The sequence below is a fragment of the Candidatus Pelagibacter sp. PS_17 genome (genome assembly GCF_059417945.1).
Window position 1 is genome coordinate 57654 of the sequence record NZ_CM182073.1, and the last position, 25194, is coordinate 82847.

Below are 25194 nucleotides of genomic sequence, written 5' to 3' on the forward strand. Positions count from 1 at the left end.
TAATGTCAGTTAAACCAATTTTAACAGAACCAAATAAACTATTAAGGCAGATTTCTAAACCAGTTGAAAATGTTGGTGATGAAGAAAGAAGACTTATGGATGATATGTTGGATACTATGTATGCAGCACCGGGAATAGGTCTTGCAGCAATTCAAATAGGGGTACCAAAAAGAATTATAGTAATGGATATAAGTAGAGATGAAGACAAAAAGGAGCCAAGATATTTTGTTAATCCAGTAATCAAAAATAAAAATGATATAACGTCAAAATATGAAGAGGGTTGTTTGTCAGTTCCTGATCAGTTTGCTGAAATAGAAAGACCAAATGAATGTGAAGTTGAATATTTAGATTACAATGGAAAAAAACAATTATTAAAAGCAGATGGATTATTGGCTACTTGTATTCAACATGAAATGGATCACTTAGAAGGAGTTTTGTTTATAGATTATTTATCTAAATTAAAAAAATCTATGATAATTAAAAAACTCTCTAAGATTAAGTCGAATAGAATAATCGTTTAAATGACAAAGAAAATTGTCTTCATGGGTACACCATTTTTTGCTGTACCAATTTTAAAATCTTTATATGAAAAAAATTATATAATACCTGCTGTATATACACAGCCACCAAAAAAATCTCAAAGAGGTCAAAAAATAAATAAGTCGCCAATACAAATTGTAGCAGAAGATTGTAATATAGATTGTAGAACACCAGACACATTAAAAGCAAATAAAGAAGAATATGAATATTTAAAACAATTAGATTTAGATTTAGTAATTGTTGTGGCCTATGGTCAAATAATACCCAAAGAATATTTAAATCTTGCCAAAAAAGGTTTTATAAATATTCACGCCTCCCTTCTGCCAAAGTGGAGAGGTGCTGCACCCATTCAAAGGTCTATTATGAATTTAGAGAAAGAAACAGGAATTAGTATTATGAAAATAGGAGAAAAACTTGATACTGGTCCAGTTGGCAATAGTTATAGAATAAAAATTAAAGATAGTGATAATGCAGAAACAATATCAACTAAACTTTCTATTTTAGCTTCAGAAAAAATCATAGAAAATGTAGAAAATATATTTGAAGATAAATTAACATTTAAAGAACAAGATGATACAAGCGCAACCTATGCTTCTAAAATTGAAAAATCAGAGGGTGAAATTAAGTGGAATGATAATGCAGAAAGTATTATTGGAAAAATAAACGGATTATACCCAAGCCCTGGGGCCTTTTTTATTTTTAAAGATGAAAGATACAAAATTTTAAAAGCAGAATTAGGAAATAAAAGTGGTGAGATAGGTGAAGTAATGTCCAATGATTTAGAAATTAGCTGCGGTAACCAAAAATCTATCAAAATTATTGAAATTCAAAGACAAGGAAAAAAGCCTCAAAATATTAATGAATTTGTTCTTGGTTCTCAAATTACAAAAGGCTCAAGAATAACAAATGTTTAGATATCAAGTCTTAATAGAATATATAGGAACTAATTTTGTTGGTTGGCAAATACAATCTAAAGGAAAATCAATTCAAAAAGAAATACAAGTCAAGTTATCAAAATTTTTAAAAGAAAAAGTGGTTTTGATAGGATCTGGAAGAACAGACGCAGGCGTTCATGCAATAGAGCAGTCAGCTCATTTTGATTGCAAAAAAGAAATTCAAAATTTAGATAAGTTATTAAAATCAATTAATCATTTTATAAATGATAAAGGTATTTCTGTTTTAGCAATTAAAAAAAGAAGTCTAAAATTTCATGCACGACATTCTGCCAAACAAAGAATTTATAAATATATAATTTTTAATAGATTAAGTAAGCCTTCTCTTGAAAAAGAAAGAGGTTGGCACATAATCAAAAAAATAGATATTGAGTTAATGAAAAAAGGGGCAAAAAAACTTTTAGGTACTAAAGATTTTTCTACTTTTAGAGCATCAAGCTGTAATGCAAAAAGTCCAATCAAAACTATGAAATCTGTTAAGATTAAATCAAAAGATGGAAGAATTGAAATACAATTTAAATCACAATCATTTTTACAACAACAAGTACGATCAATGGTAGGTAGTTTAAAATACTTAGCTGAAAATAAATGGGATTTAAAAAAATTTGAATTTGTTATTAAATCAAAAAAAAGAATTCTTTGTGCGCCACCAGCACCTGCTGAGGGATTATTTTTAGAAAAAGTTATTTACTAGTTTTTTGTCGACCAATGCTAAATTTTTTATTAATTCTCCATCTAGATTCTGCTCTAACAATATAACCACAACAATTTTTTGACTTACATTTGCATGGAAATTGTTTGTAATCTTCATCATAGCCAAAACCATAATCGGCTGTAATTTCTTCACCTTTTTTAATATCTTTTATAGCAACCACCCATAACTTTAAACCTGTCCCGTTATAATCACAATTATTAGAACAAGAGTGATTTATTAAACGTGCTGTGTTCCAAGAAACATCTCCATCTAAGTCATATTTTTTATTCAAATTAAATAAATATATGGGCTTTGCATTATCAAACTTTTGTGATTCTTCTGTTTGTTTCTTAGTGATAATTTTACCCACATAATCAATAATTCTAGTACCTTTTTTGATATCTTTTGTAGCATATAGGCCACGACCTTTTTTATCGATGTCAGATTTTTTAATTTTGTAAAGTTTCATTGTGAGTTCTTTAATGCGTATTGAGAAATTATCAATTAAATTCTAGTAAAGCTTTTACATGCAACTCAGTGCTTTCTTGAAGTGCTTGTAGATCGTATCCACCTTCTAAAATTGACACTACTTTTCCATCACAATATTGTTTTGATAACTCGAGTGTTCTTTTGGTAATACTATAAAAATCTTTTGACTCTAATTGAAGTTGTGCCAATGGATCATCTTTATGAGCATCAAACCCTGCAGAAAGCAAGATAAATTCAGGTTTAAACTCTTTAATTTTATTAAGTACAAATTCATAAGCATTTAAATACTCTTCAGAAGTTGTTCCTGCTGGTAAAGGAATATTTAATATATTGTTATGTTTTCCTTTTTCATCTTTAGTGCCTGAGCCTGGGTAATAAGGGTATTGATGAGTAGAAATATATAAAACTTTTTCATTATCATAAAAAATATCTTGAGTGCCGTTTCCATGATGCACATCAAAATCAATAATTGCTATTTTTTTAAGTTTATATTTATTTATAAGATAATTGGCTCCAACAGCGACATTATTATAAATACAAAAACCCATAGCTTTATTTTTCTCTGCATGATGCCCTGGAGGTCTAACAGCACAAAAAGCATTTTTAAAATCTTTATTTTGAACACCATCAATAGCTGTTATAATTGAACCTACAGCATCTGAGGTCGCATCCTTACTCCCAGGGGAGACTATTGTATCTCCATCTAAAAAAGATAATCCTTTTTCAGGAAAAGATTTTTCTACAAAATTTATATAATCAGAATTGTGCGTTATTTCTAAAAGTGATCGGTCAAATTTTGAAGGTTTTTTCCAAACTAAATCTTTATTATCTAACTTTTTAAAGTTATCGATAACTACTGTAACTCTATCAATTTTCTCTGGATGACCGTCGCCTGTATTATGATTTTGATAAGTGCCAGAGGTTATTAAACCAGTTTTCATTTAAAATAATTTTCTAAAATATTATAATATATTTTAGTCAATTTTTTTAGATCTGAAATAGATACTGCCTCATCTACTTTGTGCATTGTTTTACCTACTAGACCAAATTCTAAACATGGAGCAATTTTTCTAATAAATCTTGCATCAGAAGTTCCACCGGTTGTAGACAATTGAGGTTTAATTTTTGTAATTTTTTTTATTACATCTTGAATCATATAAGTTGTTTTATTAGGCTTAGTTAAAAAAGCTTCACCTGATACACGATATTCAACTTTAAAATTAGATTTATCGTTTTTAGTAATTTTTTTGAAAATTTTATTCAATCTATTCTTTAAGCTAGAAGACTTATGTTTATTATTAAATCTTATGTTAAAGGTAGCTCTTGCAAGGCCTGGAATAACATTATCAGCTGTATTATTGATATTAATTTTAGTTACCTCTAAATTTGTAGGCTGAAAGTCTTTTGTTCCTTTATCAAATTTTATTTCTTTTATTTCACTTAGTATTTTTATTAATGAAGTCGATGGATTTTTAGCACGATGAGGATATGCAACATGACCTTGAGTTCCAATTATCGTTAATTCAACATTAATACTTCCTCTTCTACCTATTTTAATCATTTCACCAAGTTTATTAGGGTTTGTTGGCTCACCAACTAAGCAAAAATCTATTTTTTCTTTTTTCTTTTTTAAGTAATCAACTACTTTTTTAGTACCATTAATTGCAACACCTTCTTCATCACCAGTAATTAATAAACTAATTGATCCATTAATTTTTTTATTAGTTAATACATAGTTGTTTACAGCAACAACCCAGCTTGCAATTGCACTTTTCATATCATTAGCACCTCTACCAATAAGATGATTTTTTTTAATAGTTGGACTAAAAGGTTTAATCGTCCAATCTTGTATATTTCCGGGAGGCACTACATCCAAATGACCAGCAAACATAAAGTTTGGTTGAGTATTACCCAATCTTGCATATAGGTTTTTAACTGGTTTAGAGTTTTTATCTTTAAACTCTAAAATCTTACATTTAAATCCAATAGTAGTTAATTTTTTAGCTAAGAATTTCATTACCCCAGCATCAATTGGTGTAATGCTTGGAAATCTTATTAGCTCTTTAGCTAATGTGATTTCATTATAAGTTGGCATTTAGTCTCTTAATAAGTCGTTAATAGAAGTTTTAGATCTAGTTTTTTCATCAACTTGTTTAATAATTACCGCACAATATAAAGCAGGACCTTTACCATCTTTACTAGGAATGCTACCTGGAACTATTACTGAGTATGGTGGAATTTTTCCATAGATTACTTCACCAGTTTCTCGATAAACAATTTTTGTAGATTGACCAATAAATACACCCATAGATAATACAGATCCTTCTCCAACAATTACTCCTTCAACTATTTCTGAACGAGCTCCAATAAAGCAATTGTCTTCGATGATAGTAGGGTTAGCTTGCATTGGCTCTAATACACCTCCAATTCCAGCACCACCTGATATGTGACAGTTCTTTCCTATTTGTGCACAAGACCCTACAGAAGCCCAAGTGTCCACCATAGTTCCTTCATCTACATAAGCTCCAATATTTACAAAGCAAGGCATAAGCACTGCATTCTTTCCAATAAAAGATCCTTTTCTAACTGGAGAATTTGGAACCATTCTAAAACCAGCTTTTATATGATCTTCCTTAGTCCAATTTGCTGTTTTACCTTTTAATAAATGAGATTTATCATACCAACTACTATACGGGCCGCTTAATGAATCCATATCATGAGTTCTAAAACTTAACATTATTGCTTTTTTAACCCACTGATTAACTACCCACTCATTGCCATTTTTTTCAGCAACTCTTAGCTCACCTTTATCAACAAGTTCAATTGTTTGGTTGATAGCATCTAATATAGATTTATCTGATTGACCATTTATGGAATCTTTATTTTCCCAAGCTGTATTAATAATGCTTTCAAATTCTTTCATAATTTTATCTTATCTTTAGTAGGTTAGTTTTATTGTGCTTTTAATATATTAATTTCTTGAAGAAAAGAAGGCAAGTTCTTAATCTTATAATCAATATATGGTTTATCGGCATCTTTTTTTGCAAATACTTCATCATTCTCAAGCCAACAAGTTTTCATTCCTAAATTTTTCGCTTGTTCTAAATTATGAGCAATATCTTCGATTAATATTGATTTTGTTGGATCAAGCTCAAATTTTTCTACTATCTTTTTATAAGGTTCAATTTTTGGTTTTGGAATAAAATTAGCATCAACAATATCAAACGCTCCATCAAACAAACCATCTATACCTAGTTGTTTAGTTACATTTTCAACATGAGCGTGAGAACCATTAGTAAAAATATATTTCTTATCTTTTATTTTAATTAATTCTTCTCTTAATATCTCATCTTTAGGAAGCCAGCTAATATCAATATCATGAACAAATTCCAAAAATTCATGTGGATCAATTTTATCGTGACTCATTAATCCAGATAATGTCGTTCCATATTCATAGAAGTATTTTTTTTGAATTTCTCTTGCTTTAATTAAATTGACATTAAATTTCTTTGAAATAAAAGAAGACATCTTTTTATCAACTTCAGAAAAAACCTTTGTTTGTCCAGAATACAAAGTATTATCTAAGTCGAATATCCAGTATTTAGTATCAATTAAATTTTTCATTCTCTAATTAAAGTTCCTGAACCTTTATCAGATAATAGTTCAAAAAGGAGTGAGTGATTTTTTCTTCCATCAATTATTACAACTGCCTTAACTCCATTACTTGCAACATCTAGACAATTCTTAATTTTAGGTATCATTCCACCAGAAATTACTTCTTGATCAATTAATTCATTAGCTTTTTTAGAATTAATTTCAGGGATTAGTTTTTTTTCACTGTCTAATACGCCCTCAACATCACTAATAATCATTAATCTTCTAGCTTTTAGTTCAATTGCAATCGATCCTGCAGTAGTATCTGCATTTATATTAAAGGTCTGATTATCTTTATCCAAACCTAAGGGTGCAATGACTGGTACTTTGTTTGCTTTTATTATTTCAGTTAAGAACTCTTTGTTAATCCCAGTAGGCCTTCCCACAAATCCAAGGTCTTTGTTTTCTTGTACGACAGTAATTATATTATTTTCTTTTGAGGTAATTCTTTTTGCTTTGCAATCTAACTCATTTAAAGCTTCAACAATCTCTTTATTAAATTCGATTAATACATCCTCAACTATGTTGATCGTATCTTTATCAGTAACTCTTAGTCCGTTAATAAAATTGCTTTTAATATTAACTTCTAAAAGCTTACTATTAATTCTTTTTCCACCTCCATGAACAATTATAGGATTGAAACCAAGTTTTTTTAAAACGACTACATCTTCAATAAAAACTTTAAATAATTTTGGATCAACTAAAACACTGCCACCACACTTAATGATAATAAATTCATCATTATATTTTTCTAAATATTTTTTTACTTCTTCAACTGTTGGGCCATCTTTGGGTAGGATATTTATTAATTCTTCTTCTCTTAACGATGACATTTATGTTGTTTTGATAGTCATTTTTCTTTGAACAATATATTGTTGTATCATTGTGAAGATGTTGTTGAAGCTCCAGTAGATAACAAGACCTGCAGGAAATGGTGCAAGAATTACAGTTAAAAATACTGGAAAGAACATAAATATTTTAGCCTGTATAGGATCTGGTGGCGTTGGGTTAAGCTTTTGCTGTATCCACATTGTGATACCCATAATAATAGGCCACGCACCTATTAATAAGAAAGAAGGTGGATCCCAAGGAATTAAACCAAAAACATTGAATAAAGATGTTGGATCTCTATCACTTAAGTCATGTATCCATCCATAAAATGGCATGTGTCTCATTTCAATGGTTACAAATAATACTTTATATAGTGCAAAGAAAACAGGAATCTGAACCAGAATAGGCAGACAACCGCTCATAGGATTAACTTTTTCTTTTTTATAAAGAGCCATCATTGCTTGTTGTAATTTCATTTTGTCATCCTTGTGCAATTCTTTCAGACGAGCCATTTCAGGTGCTAATAACTTCATTTTACCCATAGACTTAAAACTAAAGTTGGCAAGAGGAAAGAAAGCCAATCTAATGCAAATAGTGACAGCAATAATTGCTAAACCGTAATTACCAAGCAATTTAAAGAAGTAATCTAATACAAAGAATAAAGGTTTTGTGATGAAATACATAAAACCCCAATCAATCGCTAGATCAAATTTGTTGATATTTAAATTTTCAGCATAACCATCAATGACGTTTACTCTTTTAGCAGCAACTATAATTTGAATTTTTTCTTCTATAGAGCTGTTTGCTTTAACTTCAATACCTTTGGTAGATATGTAATTTGCTCTGAATTTATTTTTATAGTCAAAAGTTGTTTTAAACTCTTTACCCTTTGGTGGTATAACTGATGTAACCCAAAACTTGTCTGAAATAGCAACAAATCCATCTTGTGCGATTTGAGTAAATTTTTTATCCTGGATATCGTCGTAATCTTCCTCAATTAATTCATCATCAAGTACAGATAAAAACCCTTCATGCAAAATATAAAAACCAGATATTTCTGGTAATTCGTTTCTAATTATTTGCCCATAGGAGTAAAAATTATAAGATTTATCTGATGAGTTAATTATTTTTTCTTTTACAGTAAATAAAAATTGATCATCTAGACTTATATGTTTTTCAAATGTAATCCCTTGAGTATTACTCCATGTTAGCTTTACAGGATTATTATTAGTTAATTTGTTATTTCCTGAAACTTCCCAGACGGTAGAAGCATCAGGTATATCTATATTTTTATTAGTGCTTACAAAGCCACTTTCAATTAAATAACCATCTTCAACATTTCTTGGGCTTAATAAGGTTATTTTTTCATTTCTATTAAGTTCAATATTGTACTCTTTAAAAGTCAGATCATCTATCGCCGCACCCTTTAAAGAAATTGACCCAACAACACTTCCATTTTCAAATTGAATTCTATCATTTTCTTTTAAAGCATCTGCTCTTGAAAGTTTTGAAAAATTTTCATTTTTATCTAAGCTAGGAGTGTCTTCATTATTTTCAATTTTATTTTGTTCAGCTAGATTTTTTTTAATAGTTGCAGGGTCAGGCTGAAAAAAAAGAGAGTATAAAATAATTACCGCTGCTGATAAGGATATTGCTGCGATTACGTTTCTAGTATCCATTATTTCTTAGCCTTGAATTCTTTATTTACTGGATCAAATCCTTCACCACCACCCAATATCTTAATAGGATGACATGAAAATATTCTTTTAGTACTTTTTGAGATTGCCTTAACAAGCCCATATGTTCTTAAACATTCAATTGTATATTCTGAGCAAGTTGGAAGATATCTGCACGAAGGAGTTAAGTAGGGGCTAATAACCATTTTATAAAATTTGATCAGGCCAATTAAAATGTTTGATATAATATTCATTACTTAATCTTTTCTATGTCTTGGAATAAAGTATCTTTTATTATCGCATATTCATTGTTTAGCATAGTTATTTTCGCAATCACAAGGTAAGAATAATTAAAGTTTATAGACACTTTTTTTATAGCTTCGTTCATTATATTTCTTAATCTTCTTTTAATTTTATTTCTCTTTACAGCACTACGGATTAGTTTTTTTTTAGCTACAAAGCTAATATTTAATTTTTTATTATCTTTATCTGCAAGAGGACCAAAAAAGAGAGTGATATATTTATTTGAGATTTTTTTTTTCTTAAGTAAATTTTTAAAATCTTCGTTTTTAGAAAGAGCAACAATTTTGCTTTTCATTTATTTTGAACTATTTACCCTGAGGTTTTTTTTGAGTGGATGACACTGTAAGGTTTTTACGTCCCTTATCACGTCTTCTCTTAATAAGTTTCTTCCCACCTTTAGTTGCCATCTTTGATCTGAAGCCATGCTTCTTAAGACGTTTTCCAACTTTGGGCTGATATGTTCTTTTCATAGGATTTATTTAAGTTTTTTTAAATTTCGCCCTTTATAGTAATTATATGTATAAATAGCAAATAGAAGATTTTATAATACGACCAATAAATTATGGAAAAATCAAAAAAAGTTAAGATAACTTTAGGTTTATTTTATCTTCTAGTTGTTTCATCATTTTTATACTTTTTTTTATCAAAATTCACCCTCGAAGAATTAACAAGCTATGAATTTATTAAAAACAATAGAGATTATTTTTTTGGATTAAAACAAACTAATTTATTTTTAATTTCTTTAATATTTTTAACAGCCACAATTATCTGGGTTGTGATGGCTGGATTTGGTTTGCCAGTTGCACTCTTAGCAGGGTTTATTTTTGGCAAGTGGCTTGGAACGATTATTCTAATAATTGGAATGACTATTGGTGCAACAATTTTATACATCATTGGAAATTATTTTTTTAAAGAAATTATTAAAGAAAAGTTTTTAAATAGATTTAAAAATTTAGAAGTAAAATTTAAAAAATCAGAATTTATTTATCTTTTAGCTTATAGATTTATTGGAGGCATTCCTTTTGCATTATCAAATGTGTTACCTTGTATTTTTAATGTTAGAGTGAGTAATTTTTTTTGGGCAACATTAATAGGATTAACTCCACCACTATTTTTAGTTGTTTCAATTGGAAGTGGACTTGAAAAAATCATAGAACAAAACTTAGAAGCTCCTAGAATCATTGATTTGATATATTCACCAGATATCTACATTCCAATGATTGCTTTTGGAGCTTTATTAGTAGCTGCAATTGTTGCTAGAAAAATATTCTACAAAAAATAATTTGGTGCCCCCACCAAGAATCGAACTTGAAATTTATCCTTACCATGGACATGTTATGCCATTTAACTATAGGGGCTAATTTGTTATTTTATTGAAGTATTTCTATAATAAATCATTTTTTCAAAAAATTGCCTTAATTTTTTTCATATAATGATTTATACCTACGGAGGAAATTTTATGGGCATTCATTACGATTATAAATCTACTAAAGGCAATAAGCTTATGGAGAAGCAGGCAAAGAGAGAAAAAAAGCTTGCTGAAAAAAAAGCAAAACGTGAAGCTAAAGAAGGACCAAAAGTTCAAGAAGAACCAGAGAAAACTTTAGATGCATCAAAGCCTATCACTTTAGATTTTTTAACTAATCCAGACAAATAATGAATGATAAAGAAAAAAATGAGAAGTTAAGTCTGGCTCTTAGAAAAAATTTAAAAAAAAGAAAAATTTTTCAAAAAAAAAATAAGAAGAAAAGTAAATAATGTCAGTACTTTCTGATAAATCTATAAGGAAGTTAGCAGTTGAGCAGTCAATGATTTCTCCTTTTATAGATAAGCAAGTCAGGGATGGTAAAATTTCTTATGGACTTAGTTCATTTGGCTATGATGCAAGAGTAGGAGATGAATTTAAGATATTTCATAATGTTAATTCTTCTATCGTTGACCCTAAGGAGTTTAGTTCAGATAATTTTGTAACCAAAAAAAGCTCTGATTATATTATCATTCCTCCTAATTCTTTCGCTCTTGGAACTACTATTGAAGTCTTTAAAATACCAAGAGATATTATGTGTATTGTTGTTGGTAAGAGCACATATGCAAGAACAGGAATCATAGTTAATGTAACTCCAATTGAATCTGAGTTTTTTGGAACAGTTACTCTTGAGTTTTCTAATACCACACCGCTACCTGCAAAAATTTATGCAAATGAAGGTGTTGCACAATTTTTATTTCTAAAAGGAGATCAGTCTCCAGAAACTTCATACGCTGACCGTAAAGGAAAATATATGGGTCAAACTGGAGTAACTTTACCAAAAGTATAATCATGAAAAAATTGGAAGTCTTTGGGGCAGCAAAGCTCAAGGGACAAATTAGAATTTCAGGTTCTAAAAATGCATCCCTTCCTATTTTAGCTGCAACATTATTATCAAATAAAAAGATATCTTTAGCAAACCTCCCACGGGTAAAAGATATTGAAACAATGATACTTTTATTAAAGTCATTAGGTTCAATTATTGAAGATAATAAAAAAGAATTGATTATCAAAAATACCAAGCAAACAAAAACTTTTGCAGCTTATAGTTTGGTTAAAACTATGAGAGCAGGAATATTAGTTTTAGGACCATTACTTGCTAAATTTGGTAAAGCAAAAGTTTCATTACCTGGCGGCTGCGCAATAGGGACAAGACCTGTTGATATTCATTTGCAAGCTCTATCAAAACTTGGAGTTAAATATAAAATTATCCAAGGTTATGTGCATGCTAATGCACCCAAAGGATTAATAGGAGCAAATATAAAATTTCCTAAAGTTTCAGTTGGTGCTACAGAAAATTTAATTATAGCCGCATGTTTAGCTAAAGGAAAAACAACTTTATCAAATTGTGCGATTGAACCTGAGATTAAAGATTTAGTTAATTTTTTAATTAATATGGGGTGTAATATTAAGTGGACTGCAAAGAGAACGGTTAGAATTGAAGGAGTGAACAATCTTAAAGAATTAGATTACTCAGTAATGCCGGATAGAATAGAGGCTGGAACTTATTTAATAGCTGCAGCATTAACTGAAGGAAATTTGAAAATTACTGGAATTGATCCTAAGATAATAAGTACAGAAATTAATATCTTAAAAAAAGTAGGATCAAAAATTACTTTAAAAAAAAATGAAATCCTTATTCAAGGAAGTAAAAAGATTAAAAATATAAATATTAAAACATCTCCTTATCCAGGGTTTCCAACAGATTTGCAGGCACAAATGATGGTATTATTATGTAAGGCTAATAAAAGATCTCATATTAAAGAAGAAATATTTGAAAATAGGTTTATGCACGTTGCAGAGCTTAATAGAATGGGAGCTAAAATTTCTATTAATGGAAATCAAGCAAGCATAGAAGGAAATATCAAATTTGAAGCAGCAGAATTAATGGCCACAGATTTAAGAGCCTCTGTATCTTTAATTCTTGCAGCTCTTGCAGCTAAAGGAAAATCAGTAATTAATAGAATATATCACCTTGATAGGGGCTATGAAGATATAGAGAAGAAATTAAAAAAAGTAGGGGCTAAAATTAAGAGAATTAATTAATGGATAAAAAATATTTATCAAAAATTATAGCTACAGATAATGAGGGATTACAAGTAATCTCAGCATGTTGCTCTGGAGCTGAAGTTAAAGTTAATGAAATTAAGTATCTTCAGAAAAACAAAGTTTTTCTATTATCATTAAAAAGATCTAAAGTAGAAACGGAAGAACAAGATAAAAAAATTATTAGTATTTGCAAATTTGAATTTGTAGATAGAGTTAAATCTAAAAATATTAAACAAAACGACCCTGAGGAAAAATTAGAGTTAATTGGGATGGATTATTTAAAAAATAATGACAATTATGAGATAAACTTAATGTTTACAAACAATGCATATATTACATTATCGACAGAAATAATTGAAGTAACTTTAGATGACCAAAACAAAGCTGATTAATGATTAAGATATTAGATAGTAAAAATAAAAACTTTGATAAAACTTTAGACGCATTACTGTCTAAACGAAAAAATAAAGTCCAACTTAATTCAGTTTCAGTTATTAAAATTATTAAAGATGTTAAGAAAAATGGAGATAAAGCTATTTTAAAGTATGAAAAGAGATTTAATAAAAATAGTATTATTGCCCCAAGCATAAAACAAATTAATAGAGCTATTCAGTCTTTAGATCAAAAAGTTAAAAAGGCAATCGATCTTGCTTATGATAGAATTTATAAATTCCATTCATTACAAAAATTTAAAAACATTTCTTATACAGACAAACTAAAAAATAAATTAGAGTATAAATACGTACCTATTGAATCAGTTGCAATTTATGTACCTGGTTCAACAGCTTCATATCCTTCCAGTGTTTTAATGAATGCAGTACCTGCAATTGTTGCTGGAGTGAAAAGACTAGTTATGGTTAATCCAGGTCAAAAAGGTAAACAAAATCCTGCGGTATTATATGCTGCTAAAAAATGTAAGATTAAAGAGATTTATTCAATTGGAGGACCATCTGCTATTGCAGCTGTTGCATATGGTACTAAGAAAATCAAAAAAGTTGACAAAATTATTGGCCCTGGAAATTCTTATGTAGCTGCAGCAAAAAAAGAAGTATTTGGAGATGTTGGAATTGAAGGAATGATTGCAGGTCCTTCTGAAGTGACAATTGTTTGTGATAAGTTTTCAAATCCTGAATGGATAGCGAGCGATCTAATAGGTCAAGCAGAACACGATAACCTTGCTCAATGTATTTTAATTTCAAAAGACAAATCAATTATTAAAAAAGTTAATTATGAAATTATCAATCAATTAAAAGAATTGCCTAGAGCAGTGATTGCAAAAAATAGTCTACTTAATAATGGAATTTTAATTCATATGCCGTCTGACCAAAAAATTATTAACACAGTAAATAAAATTGCTCCTGAGCACTTAGAGCTTAATACTAAGAACTATAAAAAGGTAGTGGGTAAGATTAAAAATGCAGGATCTATCTGTTTAGGAAAATATGCTGTAATGGCAATGACAGATTATAATGTTGGCTCTAATCATGTATTGCCAACCAATTCCTCAGCAAGATATTCAAGTGGAGTTAGTGTTAATGAATTTTATAAAAGAATTTCATATATAAACCTATCAAAAAAAGGGATTGAAACCCTTGGTCCATCAGTTATAACACTTGCAAACTACGAGGGTTTAGTGGGACACGCTAAGTCGGTAGAAAAAAGAATTAGGAGAAAATAAATTTGTCAAAACAAGAAATGCTGTCGTTCTCAGGAATTGTTGAGGATTTATTACCAAATGCAATGTTTAGAGTAAAATTAGAAAACGGCCATATTGTTACAGCTCATGCTGCAGGCAAATTGCGTAAGAACAGAATTAGAGTACTTCAAGGTGATAAGGTTCAAGTCGAAATGACACCTTACGATTTGACCAAAGGTCGTATCACTTTTAGAGGTTAATATGGGGCCCTGTAGCTCAGTTGGTAGAGCATCGGATTGAAAATCCGTGTGTCACTGGTTCGAGTCCAGTTGGGGCCACCACCACCTCCCTTAAAAATCTAAAAAATTATTGAAAAAATAAAAGAAATAAAATAACTTTTTTATATAAATAATAAAAGGATGAGTAAAAATGAGCACACTAAAAGGAACAGTAAAGTGGTTTAACGGTAAAAAAGGTTTTGGCTTTATTGAAAGAGAAGATAAAGAAAAAGATGCATTCGTTCACGCATCAGCAGTAAAAACTGCAGGTATGCGTTTTTTAAACGAAGGTGATAAACTAGAATTTGAGATGGAGGATGGCCCGAAAGGCCCTTCAGCTGTAAATTTAAAAAAAATAGACTAGTTCTTAAACTTCAAAAATCTAAAAGGGCGTTTAATCCTTAAAAATAAGGTTAACGTCCTTTTATATTTAGGTGTTGAAAATTATTCTTAATTGTCTAAAAGACTGATCATGATTATAAATATTACATACAGAGAGACTTCAAGAAGTACTCACAGACTTTGTTTCCATAGCCTTTAGGCTATTTATTTATAATATAATTTTAAATCCACACAAAAATAATATAAACACAAGGAATGCCTGCGTAGTATAACGGTTAGTACGATAGTTTGTGGAACTATAGGATTTGGTTCGATTCCAAGCGCGGGTACCAAAAAGATGAATAAAGAAAATAAACTAATTCCTGGGTTACCCTCAGGATTTGAAGATCGATGGGGCAAAAAATTAATTCTCAAGAAAAAGTTAATTAATACTATTGAAGCTAATTTTGTAAAATTTGGTTTTGGTGCTCTTGAAACGCCTTCATTTGAAATTTCAGAGAACATAGGATCATTTCTTGCAGATGATGATAGTAATCCTATGTCTGACGTATTCTCATTCAAAGATGGGGAGAAAAATATTACACTTAGATATGATTTATCAAGTCCACTAGCTAGATTTGTTGCTCAAAATAATCAGGAATTACCCTTACCTTATAAAAGATATCAAATGGGTGATGTCTGGAGAAACGAAAAAGCGGGTAATGCTCGTTATAGAAGCTTTTTACAATGTGATGCTGATATAGTTGGTAACGTTAACCCAGCCCAAGCAAATGCTGAACTATGTAATTTGATTGCAAGTACACTTCTTGCCTGTGGTTTAAAAAAAGATCAGTTCGTTGTTAACATTAGTAATAGAAAAATTGTTCAAGGTTTAATTGAAGACCTTAAAATATCCGATGATAAGAAGATAAAGGTTATGAGAGCAATAGATAAATTAGATAAGCCTGGCTTTGGTTTAAGAGGAGTTGAAGATTTATTAAAAGAAGAAAGAGTAGATGCAAGTGGAGCTGTTACAAAGGGTGCTAACTTAACAGATGATCAAGCTTCACAAATAATCAATTTCTTAAAAGTAAAAGATTTAAAAGAATTAAAAGAAAATTTAAAAAATCCTTTATCTCAAGAAGGAATTAAAGAATTAGAAGATTTATTAGAAATAGTAAGTTATGGAGATTATTTAGATCAAATAAAGACAAACTTTACAATTGTAAGAGGGCTTGCTTATTATGATGGGTTTTGTGTTGAAACCAATTTAAATTTCAAAGCAAAAAACAGCAAAGGTAAAGAAGTTGATATAGGAAGTATTTGTTCAGGTGGACAATATAATAAATTAATTTCAAGATTTAAGGGAGTTGATATTCCAGGAACTGGAATGAGCTTTGGTGTTGACCGATTATTATTTGCAATGATGCAACTTGATCAAATTGAAGTGGATGAAAAAAAACCAGTCATTATTTGTGTAATGGACGAAAAGTATTTAAAAAATTATTATGAGATTTTAAAAGTTTTAAGAGATAATAATATTAACTCTGAAATATTTTTAGATAGTAAAAAAAATTTAGGCAAACAATTAACGTACGCAAATAAAAAACAATGCCCGGTAGCTGTTATTTGTGGTGAAAATGAATTTAAAGATAATACGATTACTTTAAAAAACCTTTTAGGAGTTAAAGGTGAAAACAATCAGTTAACGTTCCCAAAAGAAAATTTAATTAATGAAATCAAAAAATTTATCTGAAAAAATTCTTAGATCGGTTAAATCTAAAGGATTTAAATATATTGATTTACCTTCAGTAATTGAGGCCAATCATATCGTTCAACGATCTGGGGAAAATTTTAGAAAGTTTATTTTTTCATTTACTGATCAAAATGGTAGTGAGCTTTGTCTTAGACCCGATCTAACTATTGCATCATGTTTAAGATACTTAGAAAATAATCTTAAAGGAAAAGAGAAAATATTTTATAGCGGTCAGGCCTATAGAAAATCAAATAATAAAAGAGATTCTATTATTAGAGACCAAGTTGGCTTTGAGATTATTGGCTCTAAAGATGAAAAGAAAGATGATAAGGAAATTATTAATACAGCCTTAAAATCTCTATCTAATTTACAATATTCATCAGGAACTTTAAAAATTGGTAACGTTGAGATTTTCAATTTATTAATTTCAAAGCTAGATATCCCAAAAAGATGGAAATTAAGACTTTCAAGACATTTTTGGAGAGAAGAATACTTCAATGACTTATTAAAAAGATTAGAGACAAACTCTGATGTAGACCCAACGATTGTTGAAGTTGATAAAAAGAGATATTTAAAAATGTTAAAAGATAATCAGCAAACAATAGTTGCTGGACGATCAATTGAAGAGATTTTAAAGAGATTTGATAACAAGATTAAAGATCCAAGAAGAGCTAGTAGAGGTAAAAACGTTTCAAAAATTATTAAAGAGTTTTTAAAAATTAACTGTCCAATAGGACAAGCTGCTGAAAACCTTAATATTTTTTTTAAAAAAAATAAAATTAATTTAGTTGTGGATCAAAAATATTTCCCAACTTCATTAAATAAAATTCAAAAATTAAATGTAGAGTTCTCAGCGTCTTTTGGGCGTCAATTAGAATATTATACAGGCATGGTATTTAAAATCGATATTAAATCTAAATCTAAAAATATTAATGTAATCAATGGTGGAAGATACGACAAACTAATTTCAGACCTTGGATCTAAAAAACAAGTTCCAGCAGTAGGAGCTGCTTTAAATTTAAACTACTAATGACAAAAAATATTATTAATATTGGAATTCCAAGTAAAGGTAGATTAAGAGCTGATATCTTAAAGATATTTAAAAAAAATAAATTAAATTTAGTCTCAGAAAGAGGTGAAAGAGATTTATTAGGATCTATTAAAAACTTAAATAATGTTAAAGTATTATATCTTCATGCAAGAGAGATAGTTGAAAGACTTGGAGATGGCTCTTTAGATCTTGGCTTTTCTGGATTTGATTTATTAAAAGAAAGTGAAGTAAATATTCAAAAAAAGATAAGTGTTGTTAAGAATTATGGATTTGGTAAAGCAACATTGGTTGTTGCTATCCCAGACCCTTGGATTGATGTTCAAACAGTTGCTGATTTAGAAGAAATTGCTTTTGAATTTAAAGATAAAAAGAAAAAAAGATTAAGAGTGGCAACGAAATATCCTAATTTAACAAGAGAGTTTTTGTTTTCAAAAGGAGTTACTCAATTTAAGTTAGTTAGTAGTTTAGGTGCAACTGAAGCATATCCTTTTACAGGGTCATCTGAAATTATAACCGATATTACTTCATCTGGTGAAACTCTGAGAGCGAATAATCTTAGAATTCTTAAAGATGGCGAAATTTTAAAGTCAGAAGCCTGCATGATGGCTTCAAAATCTTCTTTAAAAAATAGTCTAGTTAAAAAATTAGTTAAGCTACTTTCTAAGTAGAGTATCCTTAACGTAAATTAAAATAATCTTAATAATATCAAGGTTTCTAAGTACTGCATAAGCCGTAACTATAGTTCCTGTAATAAGTAGTATTTTTAATACTAAGATTAATTCCATAGAGACAGTTTTAAATAATTACATATATAAATCAAATTTTTACTATAAAATATCTCATAGAATCATGGACATAATTTTATTAACAGTTTTAGTCTTATTACTAGGAGTTGCTTTAGCAATCCTTTATCTGAACTTAAGATCTAAGCCAAAAGATGAGAGCGAAAATAAAGAAGCTGAAGAGATGGCCAATTTAAAGACAGAAATTACTTCATTAAAAGATACCTTAAATACTACTATTAATACTTCACTTGGTTCAATGTCGACTTCATTTACCGCTCTATCAACTGGGGTGACTAAAGATATGACAGAAGCTTTAACAAAAGTTGATGAAAAAGTAGGAAACTTCAACAGTCAGGTCGAATTATTAAATAAAAGCCAAGAAGGTATAACAAAAATTTTAGCTGGAGTTAAAAAATATGGAACTCTTGCGGAGTTTTCATTAGATGCACTGATTAAAGACTTATTACCTGCTTCTCAATTCATGACTAACGTTAAGATGAAAGAGGACACAAGTGAAAATGTTGAATTTGCAATTAAGCTTCAGGGTGATGTTTTAGTACCAGTAGATTCTCACTTTCCAGTAGAAAAATTTAAAGCTATTACCGATGGTTATGACGCGGATGATAAAAGAGCTGTTGCAGATGCAAGAGCAAAATTAGCGACTGCATTTAAAGCTAAAGCTAAAAGTGTTAATGAAAAATATATTGTTCCACCAAAGACAACAGATTTTGCAATAGTTTATGCACCGACTGAAAGTTTATATAAAGAGCTAACTGAATACCAAGATCCAACTACTAAAGAGTTATTAACTCAAGAATTAATGAAAAAACATAAAGTTGTAATCTGTGGTCCAAATACTCTTTCTGCTTATTTACAATCATTACACATGGGCTTTCAATCTCTAAAAGTTCAAAAGGGCGCAACTGAAATTTACGATCATCTAAAAACAATTAGCTCAAGATTTGGAAAACACTTTGATAATATAATTGCTCTTAGAAAAAAATTAGAAGAAGCAATGATTGTTGTTGATAAGTTTGGAACAGATGCAAGATCGATCAGCAGAAGCCTAGAAAATATTAAAGATCCCGAACAAGTTGATAAAGCTGTTCAAACAGAAAATGTAGAAAAATTTGTTGACCATTCAAAACAAGCCAAAAATTAATTTCATTTTTCCTTCAATACCCCTTATAACAAACTATATGCAGTGGAATAATAAATTTACTTATCCAAAATCTATGAGATCAATGGTTAGTGGCTCAAGAATGTATGCTGTAAATCAAGAAAAACTTCCATCAGTAACTTCCATATTACAAGCAACACAAAGTGAAGAAAAAAAAGCATCTCTTGCAAATTGGAAAGCAAGAGTGGGCGCTGCTGAAGCTAATAGAATTAAAAATGATGCTTCAAGTAGAGGAACATCGATGCATTCTCATTTAGAAAAATATTTATTAGGTCAATTAAATTTAGAGCTATTAGAAGAAGAGGCTAGTAAATCCAAAAAAATGGCAGATGAAATTATTGAACAAGGTATAAAAGGAAAATTGTCAGAAATTTATGGTACTGAAGCAACATTATATTATCCAGGAAAATATGCGGGTACATGTGATGCTTGTGGAGTGTACGAGGGACAAGAAACTATCATTGATTTTAAACAGTCCAACAAACCGAAAAAAGAAGAGTGGATTGAGGACTATTACCTTCAATTAGGGGCTTATTCATTAGCTCATAACGTTGTTCATAACTCAAATATCACTCAAGGAATTGTCCTGCTATGTACGGTTGATAATTTATTCCAAGATTTTAGAATTCAAGGTGTTAAACTAGAAGAATATCAAAATAAGTTTTTAGAAAAAGTCGAACAATACTATCACCAAAGGAATATGAACTAATATGAACCTTGCAATATGGGATATCGAATCTAGTAGCGCTAATACTTCATGGGGAAGCATTATTGAAGTAGGTGGCATTTTAGTTGACCCAAATTTTAAAGAATTAGATCGTTTTAATTTTAGATGTAGATTGCCAGAAGGAGAAGTTCCTCAAGCAATGGCTTTAATAGTTAACAAAACTAGCGTTGATTTATTAACCAAAGGAAATTTAAGTCACTACCAAATGTTATCTCAGTTAGAAGCAACATTTAAAAAATGGAGCCCAGCAATGTTTATGGGTTGGTCAAATATTGGCTTTGATGATGAAATGATAAGAAATGAATTCTTTAGAGGAATTAGATATCCTTATATCACTAACGCAACTCCTAACAAAAGACATGATGGTTTAAACATTGCAAGAGGCGCTCATGCAGTAGATGAAAGTGTTGTAAAAACTGAAATAAATGCAAAAGGGAATGCGGTCATGAAACTAGAATCGTTAGCTAGAATGAATGGTTTTGAATCAAGTGGTGCTCACTCAGCTTTATTTGATGCAGAACTAACCGTTAAGGTTTTAGGATTAATTAAAAAAAATCAGCCTCAAACTTGGGATACATTTTTAAGAACAGCAAACAAGAGCGATACAGAAACAATATTTAAAACAGAAAAAATGTTTACATTAGCTGAATATCATTTTGGTAAAAATTATAGATTTGTAGTTGCACCACTTCACCCAAAACATTGTATTCACCCAATCTATCAATGGGGCCAAGCTTTTGACCTTAAAATTGATCCTATTCCATTATTTGATATGTCAATTTCTGAACTTAAAAGTGCTATTAAAAAATTAAAGTTTTTAAGAACTATACGATCAAATAAAGCTCCTATAATTCTAGACGCAAGTTATGGACTACAAGTTGAACCATATAGTAATCTTGATCCTGATCTAATTAAAGAGCGTGCAAAATTAGTAAACAGTAATGAGAGATTTTCTCAAAATGTTTTAACCGCATTACGAGAAACAGCTGAAGAAAAAGCACAATTCGATTCACAAGTTGATTTACTGGCAGAAGAGACAATTTATAAAAAATTTACTCCTCAAAAAGATACAGCTTTATTTCCAAAATGGCATGCAGCTTCTTGGAAAGATAAATTAATATTATTAGATAAATTTGAAGACGAGAGAATGGTAAGCTTTGGAAAAAAGATAATATATCAAGAATCACCTGAGACACTTCCACCTGATATGTTTAAGACTATTAAGCGTGGAATAGCCGAAAGAATATTAAGTGATGAAAAAGAAAAATGGTGGACATGCAAAGAATTTTATTTTGAGTGTGATAATTTAAGAGATAGATATACAAACGAAAAAGATGAGAAAAAGCTGAAGTTTCTAGACGAAATTAATGAGTTCGTAGAAGGTATTCAAAAAAAATACGAACAAGCATAATAAGTCTCTGTTAATTAACTAAAAAAATCATTTTTTACATATTGAATAAATCTAATAAGAATTTATATATGAATCATGCTTATTGATTTTAAAGACGAAGAATTTGAAACAAAAATTAAGAATGAAGATATCTCTGTAGTTCAATTTTCTGCAGAATGGTGTGCTCCGTGCAAGAGCCTTAAACCCATCATGGATAAGTTTTCAGATAGCTACAAAGATAAAGCAAACTTTTATTATGCTGACATAGAAAATGGTGGAATTAACACAGGTTCAGCTGCTGGTGTAAGAGGTGTACCTACTGTTATTGTTTACAAAAAAGGTGTTGAAGTAGACAGAAAAGTTGGTGGAGTTGCTGAAAGTCAAATGAAAGAATTTCTAGATAAGAATATCTAGTTTAAGTTTAAAACTTCTCCTGCAAGATACAAAGAACCTGTAATTAAAATAATATCATTTTCTTGAAGATCAATTGAGCTAATTGCTTCCTCAATAGAATTTTTATAATTAATATTTTCAAAATTTTTAATTTTCTCTTTAAGTTCACTTCCCTTAATAGCATTGGGTTGATTTGGAATGTCAATTGTTGTTAATGATTTAATATCTTTAAAGTAACTCATATATTCATTGTGGTCTTTGTTGGCCATCATCCCTAAAATAATATGTTTGTTACAATTTAGACTTTGAAGATATTCATTTAATACCTTTGCGCCAAGTGGGTTATGAGATCCATCAACAAATAATAAATTATTACTAGTTAAATCTTTTAATTTTCCAGATTTTAATTCTTGTAGTCGTGCGATACTTTCTATTTTAGTAATACCACTCTTAATATGTTCATCAGTTATTTTATAGTCTGTTAATTGTCTAACAGTTGCAATTGCCGTAGAGACATTTTCTAATTGAAATTCTCCAGGCAAATTAGGTTTTGGAAGTTTAAGAGCACCAAATTCATCCTCAAAATAAAAAAAATCATTTTCTTTTAATGTAAAATTATAATTTTTATTAAAGATTATTTTTTTAGAAGTATTGTCTTTAATTGTATTTTCAATACTTTTGCTTATTTCATTTGAACTTTGTTTTGCAACTACGATTTTAGAGTTTAACAAAGTGGATGTTTTCTCAAATATTATTTTTTCAACTGTTTGCTCTTCTTTTGGAAGCCAGTCTAAGTGATCCAGACCAATAGCTGTTACAATACTAGCTAAGTTTTTTTTTAAAATATTGGTTGCATCAAATCTATGAAATAGACCTGACTCAATTAAGTTAATGTTTTCAGGGTATTTCTTTGCATAATGAAAATAAGCAACCGTTAAAATTTCAAAGAAAGTGATTTGTGTTTGATTATTAGCTTCTTCTACTTCAGAAAAAAGATTGGCTAATTCATCATCTGTTAGAGGCTTATTGTTAAAGACAAATCTCTCATTAATTTTTTGAATGTGAGGACTGGTATAAATATTACATTTATAATCAGCCTCTTTTAAAATTGCATAAAGTGCCTGGATAGTTGAAAATTTTCCGTTCGTGCCAACAATAGAAATGCAGTTAATTTGATCTTGAGGATTGCCTAATTTTTCTAAAAGATTTTTAGTTCGATCTAGACTTAGATCAATCTCTTTAGGATGCAGCTTTTGTAAGCGCTCTACTATCTTCTGAAGTTTCATTTTCTGATGAATTTATAGCAGAATTTTTCTTTAACAATATTGATAATAATGATCCAATTTTTTCTCTTAAGTCTTTTCTCTCTACAATTAAATCTACAAAGCCAGTTTTTTCTACATACTCACTTCTTTGAAAGCCTTCTGGTAACTCTTCTCTTACAGTGCCTTGAATTACTCTTGCTCCTGCAAAAGCTATAAGAGCTCCTGGTTCTGCTAAGTGCAGATCACCTAACATTGCATATGATGCTGTAATACCACCAGCAGTTGGATCAGTTAGAACAACAATATAGGGTAAATTATTTTTCTTTAGTTCGTTAATTGCAAGTGTCGTCCTTGTCATTTGACTTAAAGATATAAGACTTTCCATCATTCTCATTCCGCCACCAGAAGTAAACACTACAAAAGGTTGTTCATTTTCTATTGCATGTTGAATTCCGTATAAAAAAGCTTCACCTTCTGCAGCACCAATTGAGCCACCTACAAAATCAAAATCAGATGCAATCGCTGTGATTTTTAAATTTAGAATATTAGTATTAACAACCATCATTCCACAATCCATGCCAGTTTTTTTTCTAGCAGCTTTTAATCTATCTTTATAAGGTTTTGCATCATTCCAATTTAAAGGGTCATCTTGAGGAATTGGAGTTTTTAAAACTTCATAATTATTTTTGCCAAATATAATGTCAAATCTCTGACGTGGGCTTATTCTGTGGTGTTTGTTACAAGATGGGCAAACCCATAAGTTTTCTTCTAAATCTTTTTTTAAGATTGGCCCTTTACAACATGAGGTCCAGTCACTATTAGCTATCTCTGTTTTGGTTGCACGTGCTTTAATGATGGTTTTAATCTTTTCACCAAATCTTAAAGTTTTTTTAATCCAATTCATGCTATTTTTTTTCTTAACTTTAACACAATATTAGTTACATTTGTGACAGGATTTTGGCGTTTTTTAATAGAATTTGATATTTCTTTACATAAAGCACTGCCAACCACTAATCCATCAGCCTTTCTTAAAGATGCTATGGTTTTTTCAGTGATCCCAAAGCCTATTACAATATTTTTATTCTTGTTAAGTTTTTTAATTTTACTATAACGCTCTAAAATTTTTTTAGGCGAAACCTTTAGCTTGCCACCAGTTGTTGAGAGCATACTGATATAATAGACCATATCATGTGAGTCTCTTATAATTTTTTTCATTCTATCTAGAGACGTAGTAGGAGATACTAATTGAATAAAACTAATATCTTTTTTCTTACATTTTTTTGCAAATTCTTTATTTTCTGGATAAGGAAGGTCAACAACAATTAATCCATCTACTCCTACTTTTTTACAAATATTTATAAAGTTATTATCTCCATATTGATAAATCATATTATAATAACCCATCAATATTACGGGTTTTGATTGTTTTGATTTTTTAAAATTTTTAACTATTGAAAAAACATCTTTAATTTTGATACCATTTTTCAAAGCTCTATAAGCGCTTGATTGAATCTGTCCACCATCTGCAATTGGAGTGTTATGAGGAAATCCTATTTCGCAAATGTCAGCATATTTTGCAATTGATTTTAATATCTCAAGAGACTTCTTTTTAGTACTATCTCCAGCTACCGTGTAAGTTAGTAATGCAGGTCTCTTTTCAGTTTTTACTTTTTTAAATGCTAAGTTGATTAATGACAT

32 protein-coding genes and 3 tRNA genes are annotated in these 25194 nt (G+C 29.6%); 20 read left to right on the forward strand and 15 right to left on the reverse strand.

Going from position 1 to position 25194, the window contains the following annotated elements:
• Positions 1-2 precede the first annotated feature (2 nt).
• Genes def through truA form a run of 3 tightly spaced genes read left to right on the forward strand, consistent with a single transcriptional unit; the run spans position 3 to position 2187 of the window.
• The gene (def, locus tag AC5SML_RS00275; RefSeq protein ID WP_020169025.1) at positions 3-521 is read left to right on the forward strand and encodes a peptide deformylase; all 519 of its coding nucleotides are present in this window, start codon (positions 3-5) and stop codon (positions 519-521) included.
• On the forward strand, positions 522-1454 hold the full coding sequence (gene fmt, locus AC5SML_RS00280; protein ID WP_271726403.1) for a methionyl-tRNA formyltransferase: 933 nt from the start codon (positions 522-524) through the stop codon (positions 1452-1454). It begins immediately after the preceding gene.
• Entirely contained in the window at positions 1447-2187 is a 741-nt protein-coding gene (gene truA, locus AC5SML_RS00285) for a tRNA pseudouridine(38-40) synthase TruA (RefSeq protein ID WP_494617222.1), read from the forward strand. The genes fmt and truA overlap by 8 nt, the downstream gene beginning before the upstream one ends.
• Here the strand turns inward: truA and AC5SML_RS00290 are convergent.
• The 10 genes from AC5SML_RS00290 to rpmH are packed head-to-tail and all read right to left on the reverse strand — an operon-like array spanning position 2177 to position 9610.
• Complete coding sequence (locus AC5SML_RS00290; protein WP_271726402.1) at positions 2177-2656, reverse strand: SET domain-containing protein; 480 nt, start codon at positions 2654-2656, stop codon at positions 2177-2179. The genes truA and AC5SML_RS00290 overlap by 11 nt on opposite strands.
• Positions 2657-2687: 31 nt before the next feature.
• The gene (locus AC5SML_RS00295; RefSeq protein WP_494617223.1) at positions 2688-3617 is read right to left on the reverse strand and encodes a histone deacetylase family protein; all 930 of its coding nucleotides are present in this window, start codon (positions 3615-3617) and stop codon (positions 2688-2690) included.
• On the reverse strand, positions 3614-4771 hold the full coding sequence (gene dapE / locus AC5SML_RS00300; RefSeq protein WP_494617225.1) for a succinyl-diaminopimelate desuccinylase: 1158 nt from the start codon (positions 4769-4771) through the stop codon (positions 3614-3616). The genes AC5SML_RS00295 and dapE overlap by 4 nt, the downstream gene beginning before the upstream one ends.
• Entirely contained in the window at positions 4772-5599 is an 828-nt protein-coding gene (gene dapD / locus AC5SML_RS00305) for a 2,3,4,5-tetrahydropyridine-2,6-dicarboxylate N-succinyltransferase (protein ID WP_006997441.1), read from the reverse strand.
• Positions 5600-5628: 29 nt separating this feature from the next.
• Positions 5629-6300, reverse strand: coding sequence for a pyrimidine 5'-nucleotidase (locus AC5SML_RS00310; RefSeq protein WP_271615770.1), 672 nt, complete (start codon positions 6298-6300; stop codon positions 5629-5631).
• The gene (gene argB, locus AC5SML_RS00315) at positions 6297-7163 is read right to left on the reverse strand and encodes an acetylglutamate kinase (RefSeq protein ID WP_011281731.1); all 867 of its coding nucleotides are present in this window, start codon (positions 7161-7163) and stop codon (positions 6297-6299) included. The genes AC5SML_RS00310 and argB overlap by 4 nt, the downstream gene beginning before the upstream one ends.
• The gene (yidC, locus tag AC5SML_RS00320) at positions 7164-8840 is read right to left on the reverse strand and encodes a membrane protein insertase YidC (protein WP_011281732.1); all 1677 of its coding nucleotides are present in this window, start codon (positions 8838-8840) and stop codon (positions 7164-7166) included.
• Entirely contained in the window at positions 8840-9091 is a 252-nt protein-coding gene (gene yidD / locus AC5SML_RS00325; protein WP_006997437.1) for a membrane protein insertion efficiency factor YidD, read from the reverse strand. The genes yidC and yidD overlap by 1 nt, the downstream gene beginning before the upstream one ends.
• Positions 9091-9435 carry a ribonuclease P protein component gene (gene rnpA / locus AC5SML_RS00330; RefSeq protein ID WP_011281733.1) on the reverse strand — a complete coding sequence of 115 codons (345 nt, stop codon included), beginning with the start codon at positions 9433-9435 and terminating at the stop codon, positions 9091-9093. The genes yidD and rnpA overlap by 1 nt, the downstream gene beginning before the upstream one ends.
• A gap of 10 nt (positions 9436-9445) precedes the next feature.
• Positions 9446-9610, reverse strand: coding sequence for a 50S ribosomal protein L34 (gene rpmH / locus AC5SML_RS00335; protein WP_006997435.1), 165 nt, complete (start codon positions 9608-9610; stop codon positions 9446-9448).
• Between the two features lie 92 nt (positions 9611-9702).
• Here rpmH and AC5SML_RS00340 point away from each other — a divergent pair, with 92 nt between their 5' ends.
• Entirely contained in the window at positions 9703-10422 is a 720-nt protein-coding gene (locus AC5SML_RS00340; protein ID WP_011281734.1) for a TVP38/TMEM64 family protein, read from the forward strand.
• Between the two features lie 2 nt (positions 10423-10424).
• Here AC5SML_RS00340 and AC5SML_RS00345 read toward each other — a convergent pair.
• Positions 10425-10498, reverse strand: a tRNA-Thr gene (locus AC5SML_RS00345).
• A gap of 101 nt (positions 10499-10599) precedes the next feature.
• On the opposite strand from AC5SML_RS00345, the gene AC5SML_RS00350 reads away from it, so the two are divergent.
• The 12 genes from AC5SML_RS00350 to hisG all read left to right on the forward strand — a co-directional run bounded on the left by AC5SML_RS00350 (position 10600) and on the right by hisG (position 18424).
• Positions 10600-10797, forward strand: a complete 198-nt coding sequence (locus AC5SML_RS00350; RefSeq protein ID WP_006997433.1) for a hypothetical protein — start codon at positions 10600-10602, stop codon at positions 10795-10797.
• A 100-nt stretch (positions 10798-10897) separates the two neighbouring features.
• Positions 10898-11455, forward strand: coding sequence for a dCTP deaminase (dcd, locus tag AC5SML_RS00355; protein WP_006997431.1), 558 nt, complete (start codon positions 10898-10900; stop codon positions 11453-11455).
• A gap of 2 nt (positions 11456-11457) precedes the next feature.
• Positions 11458-12711: a UDP-N-acetylglucosamine 1-carboxyvinyltransferase gene (gene murA, locus AC5SML_RS00360; protein WP_011281735.1), complete on the forward strand. Its 1254-nt coding sequence runs from the start codon at positions 11458-11460 to the stop codon at positions 12709-12711.
• Positions 12711-13106 carry a DUF2948 family protein gene (locus AC5SML_RS00365; RefSeq protein ID WP_011281736.1) on the forward strand — a complete coding sequence of 132 codons (396 nt, stop codon included), beginning with the start codon at positions 12711-12713 and terminating at the stop codon, positions 13104-13106. The genes murA and AC5SML_RS00365 overlap by 1 nt, the downstream gene beginning before the upstream one ends.
• Positions 13106-14392, forward strand: coding sequence for a histidinol dehydrogenase (gene hisD, locus AC5SML_RS00370; protein WP_494617226.1), 1287 nt, complete (start codon positions 13106-13108; stop codon positions 14390-14392). Before AC5SML_RS00365 ends, hisD begins: the two co-directional genes overlap by 1 nt.
• 2 nt (positions 14393-14394) lie before the next feature.
• Complete coding sequence (gene infA / locus AC5SML_RS00375) at positions 14395-14610, forward strand: translation initiation factor IF-1 (protein ID WP_006997427.1); 216 nt, start codon at positions 14395-14397, stop codon at positions 14608-14610.
• A gap of 5 nt (positions 14611-14615) precedes the next feature.
• Positions 14616-14691, forward strand: a tRNA-Phe gene (locus AC5SML_RS00380).
• A gap of 88 nt (positions 14692-14779) precedes the next feature.
• On the forward strand, positions 14780-14992 hold the full coding sequence (locus tag AC5SML_RS00385; RefSeq protein ID WP_006997426.1) for a cold-shock protein: 213 nt from the start codon (positions 14780-14782) through the stop codon (positions 14990-14992).
• A gap of 235 nt (positions 14993-15227) precedes the next feature.
• A tRNA-His gene (locus tag AC5SML_RS00390) sits at positions 15228-15302 on the forward strand.
• A gap of 5 nt (positions 15303-15307) precedes the next feature.
• Positions 15308-16705 carry a histidine--tRNA ligase gene (gene hisS / locus AC5SML_RS00395; RefSeq protein WP_011281738.1) on the forward strand — a complete coding sequence of 466 codons (1398 nt, stop codon included), beginning with the start codon at positions 15308-15310 and terminating at the stop codon, positions 16703-16705.
• Positions 16683-17735: an ATP phosphoribosyltransferase regulatory subunit gene (locus tag AC5SML_RS00400; RefSeq protein ID WP_011281739.1), complete on the forward strand. Its 1053-nt coding sequence runs from the start codon at positions 16683-16685 to the stop codon at positions 17733-17735. Before hisS ends, AC5SML_RS00400 begins: the two co-directional genes overlap by 23 nt.
• On the forward strand, positions 17735-18424 hold the full coding sequence (hisG, locus tag AC5SML_RS00405; RefSeq protein ID WP_011281740.1) for an ATP phosphoribosyltransferase: 690 nt from the start codon (positions 17735-17737) through the stop codon (positions 18422-18424). Before AC5SML_RS00400 ends, hisG begins: the two co-directional genes overlap by 1 nt.
• Here the strand turns inward: hisG and AC5SML_RS00410 are convergent.
• Positions 18410-18541, reverse strand: coding sequence for a hypothetical protein (locus tag AC5SML_RS00410; RefSeq protein ID WP_269077266.1), 132 nt, complete (start codon positions 18539-18541; stop codon positions 18410-18412). The two genes, hisG and AC5SML_RS00410, sit on opposite strands and share 15 nt — an antisense overlap.
• 64 nt (positions 18542-18605) lie before the next feature.
• On the opposite strand from AC5SML_RS00410, the gene AC5SML_RS00415 reads away from it, so the two are divergent.
• The 4 genes from AC5SML_RS00415 (at position 18606) to AC5SML_RS00430 (ending at position 22252) form a co-directional block, all read left to right on the forward strand.
• Positions 18606-19703: a DNA recombination protein RmuC gene (locus AC5SML_RS00415; protein ID WP_011281741.1), complete on the forward strand. Its 1098-nt coding sequence runs from the start codon at positions 18606-18608 to the stop codon at positions 19701-19703.
• Between the two features lie 37 nt (positions 19704-19740).
• Positions 19741-20430: a hypothetical protein gene (locus AC5SML_RS00420; RefSeq protein WP_041185804.1), complete on the forward strand. Its 690-nt coding sequence runs from the start codon at positions 19741-19743 to the stop codon at positions 20428-20430.
• Position 20431: 1 nt separating this feature from the next.
• The gene (locus AC5SML_RS00425; protein ID WP_494574092.1) at positions 20432-21859 is read left to right on the forward strand and encodes an exonuclease domain-containing protein; all 1428 of its coding nucleotides are present in this window, start codon (positions 20432-20434) and stop codon (positions 21857-21859) included.
• 75 nt (positions 21860-21934) lie between these two features.
• Positions 21935-22252 carry a thioredoxin family protein gene (locus AC5SML_RS00430; protein WP_011281744.1) on the forward strand — a complete coding sequence of 106 codons (318 nt, stop codon included), beginning with the start codon at positions 21935-21937 and terminating at the stop codon, positions 22250-22252.
• Here the strand turns inward: AC5SML_RS00430 and AC5SML_RS00435 are convergent.
• From AC5SML_RS00435 to trpA, 3 genes are read right to left on the reverse strand one after another with little or no spacing between them, the layout of a single operon-like run.
• Positions 22249-23517 (reverse strand): bifunctional folylpolyglutamate synthase/dihydrofolate synthase, encoded by a 1269-nt coding sequence (locus AC5SML_RS00435; protein ID WP_011281745.1) that lies wholly within the window; start codon positions 23515-23517, stop codon positions 22249-22251. The genes AC5SML_RS00430 and AC5SML_RS00435 overlap by 4 nt on opposite strands.
• Entirely contained in the window at positions 23471-24400 is a 930-nt protein-coding gene (locus AC5SML_RS00440; protein ID WP_011281746.1) for an acetyl-CoA carboxylase carboxyl transferase subunit beta, read from the reverse strand. Before AC5SML_RS00440 ends, AC5SML_RS00435 begins: the two co-directional genes overlap by 47 nt.
• A complete protein-coding gene (trpA, locus tag AC5SML_RS00445; RefSeq protein WP_271485508.1) occupies positions 24397-25194 on the reverse strand; it encodes a tryptophan synthase subunit alpha in 798 nt (265 codons plus the stop codon). The genes AC5SML_RS00440 and trpA overlap by 4 nt, the downstream gene beginning before the upstream one ends.

What these genes read in the sequence shown, in the direction of transcription:
- def (WP_020169025.1), top strand. Translation starts at nt 3, where the DNA reads ATGTCAGTTAAACCAATTTTAACAGAACCAAATAAACTATTAAGGCAG.
- fmt (WP_271726403.1), top strand. Translation starts at nt 522, where the DNA reads ATGACAAAGAAAATTGTCTTCATGGGTACACCATTTTTTGCTGTACCA.
- truA (WP_494617222.1), top strand. Translation starts at nt 1,447, where the DNA reads ATGTTTAGATATCAAGTCTTAATAGAATATATAGGAACTAATTTTGTT.
- AC5SML_RS00290 (WP_271726402.1), bottom strand. Translation starts at nt 2,656, where the DNA reads ATGAAACTTTACAAAATTAAAAAATCTGACATCGATAAAAAAGGTCGT.
- AC5SML_RS00295 (WP_494617223.1), bottom strand. Translation starts at nt 3,617, where the DNA reads ATGAAAACTGGTTTAATAACCTCTGGCACTTATCAAAATCATAATACA.
- dapE (WP_494617225.1), bottom strand. Translation starts at nt 4,771, where the DNA reads ATGCCAACTTATAATGAAATCACATTAGCTAAAGAGCTAATAAGATTT.
- dapD (WP_006997441.1), bottom strand. Translation starts at nt 5,599, where the DNA reads ATGAAAGAATTTGAAAGCATTATTAATACAGCTTGGGAAAATAAAGAT.
- AC5SML_RS00310 (WP_271615770.1), bottom strand. Translation starts at nt 6,300, where the DNA reads ATGAAAAATTTAATTGATACTAAATACTGGATATTCGACTTAGATAAT.
- argB (WP_011281731.1), bottom strand. Translation starts at nt 7,163, where the DNA reads ATGTCATCGTTAAGAGAAGAAGAATTAATAAATATCCTACCCAAAGAT.
- yidC (WP_011281732.1), bottom strand. Translation starts at nt 8,840, where the DNA reads ATGGATACTAGAAACGTAATCGCAGCAATATCCTTATCAGCAGCGGTA.
- yidD (WP_006997437.1), bottom strand. Translation starts at nt 9,091, where the DNA reads ATGAATATTATATCAAACATTTTAATTGGCCTGATCAAATTTTATAAA.
- rnpA (WP_011281733.1), bottom strand. Translation starts at nt 9,435, where the DNA reads ATGAAAAGCAAAATTGTTGCTCTTTCTAAAAACGAAGATTTTAAAAAT.
- rpmH (WP_006997435.1), bottom strand. Translation starts at nt 9,610, where the DNA reads ATGAAAAGAACATATCAGCCCAAAGTTGGAAAACGTCTTAAGAAGCAT.
- AC5SML_RS00340 (WP_011281734.1), top strand. Translation starts at nt 9,703, where the DNA reads ATGGAAAAATCAAAAAAAGTTAAGATAACTTTAGGTTTATTTTATCTT.
- AC5SML_RS00350 (WP_006997433.1), top strand. Translation starts at nt 10,600, where the DNA reads ATGGGCATTCATTACGATTATAAATCTACTAAAGGCAATAAGCTTATG.
- dcd (WP_006997431.1), top strand. Translation starts at nt 10,898, where the DNA reads ATGTCAGTACTTTCTGATAAATCTATAAGGAAGTTAGCAGTTGAGCAG.
- murA (WP_011281735.1), top strand. Translation starts at nt 11,458, where the DNA reads ATGAAAAAATTGGAAGTCTTTGGGGCAGCAAAGCTCAAGGGACAAATT.
- AC5SML_RS00365 (WP_011281736.1), top strand. Translation starts at nt 12,711, where the DNA reads ATGGATAAAAAATATTTATCAAAAATTATAGCTACAGATAATGAGGGA.
- hisD (WP_494617226.1), top strand. Translation starts at nt 13,106, where the DNA reads ATGATTAAGATATTAGATAGTAAAAATAAAAACTTTGATAAAACTTTA.
- AC5SML_RS00385 (WP_006997426.1), top strand. Translation starts at nt 14,780, where the DNA reads ATGAGCACACTAAAAGGAACAGTAAAGTGGTTTAACGGTAAAAAAGGT.
- hisS (WP_011281738.1), top strand. Translation starts at nt 15,308, where the DNA reads ATGAATAAAGAAAATAAACTAATTCCTGGGTTACCCTCAGGATTTGAA.
- AC5SML_RS00400 (WP_011281739.1), top strand. Translation starts at nt 16,683, where the DNA reads ATGAAATCAAAAAATTTATCTGAAAAAATTCTTAGATCGGTTAAATCT.
- hisG (WP_011281740.1), top strand. Translation starts at nt 17,735, where the DNA reads ATGACAAAAAATATTATTAATATTGGAATTCCAAGTAAAGGTAGATTA.
- AC5SML_RS00410 (WP_269077266.1), bottom strand. Translation starts at nt 18,541, where the DNA reads ATGGAATTAATCTTAGTATTAAAAATACTACTTATTACAGGAACTATA.
- AC5SML_RS00415 (WP_011281741.1), top strand. Translation starts at nt 18,606, where the DNA reads ATGGACATAATTTTATTAACAGTTTTAGTCTTATTACTAGGAGTTGCT.
- AC5SML_RS00420 (WP_041185804.1), top strand. Translation starts at nt 19,741, where the DNA reads ATGCAGTGGAATAATAAATTTACTTATCCAAAATCTATGAGATCAATG.
- AC5SML_RS00425 (WP_494574092.1), top strand. Translation starts at nt 20,432, where the DNA reads ATGAACCTTGCAATATGGGATATCGAATCTAGTAGCGCTAATACTTCA.
- AC5SML_RS00430 (WP_011281744.1), top strand. Translation starts at nt 21,935, where the DNA reads ATGCTTATTGATTTTAAAGACGAAGAATTTGAAACAAAAATTAAGAAT.
- AC5SML_RS00435 (WP_011281745.1), bottom strand. Translation starts at nt 23,517, where the DNA reads ATGAAACTTCAGAAGATAGTAGAGCGCTTACAAAAGCTGCATCCTAAA.
- AC5SML_RS00440 (WP_011281746.1), bottom strand. Translation starts at nt 24,400, where the DNA reads ATGAATTGGATTAAAAAAACTTTAAGATTTGGTGAAAAGATTAAAACC.
- trpA (WP_271485508.1), bottom strand. Translation starts at nt 25,194, where the DNA reads ATGTCATTAATCAACTTAGCATTTAAAAAAGTAAAAACTGAAAAGAGA.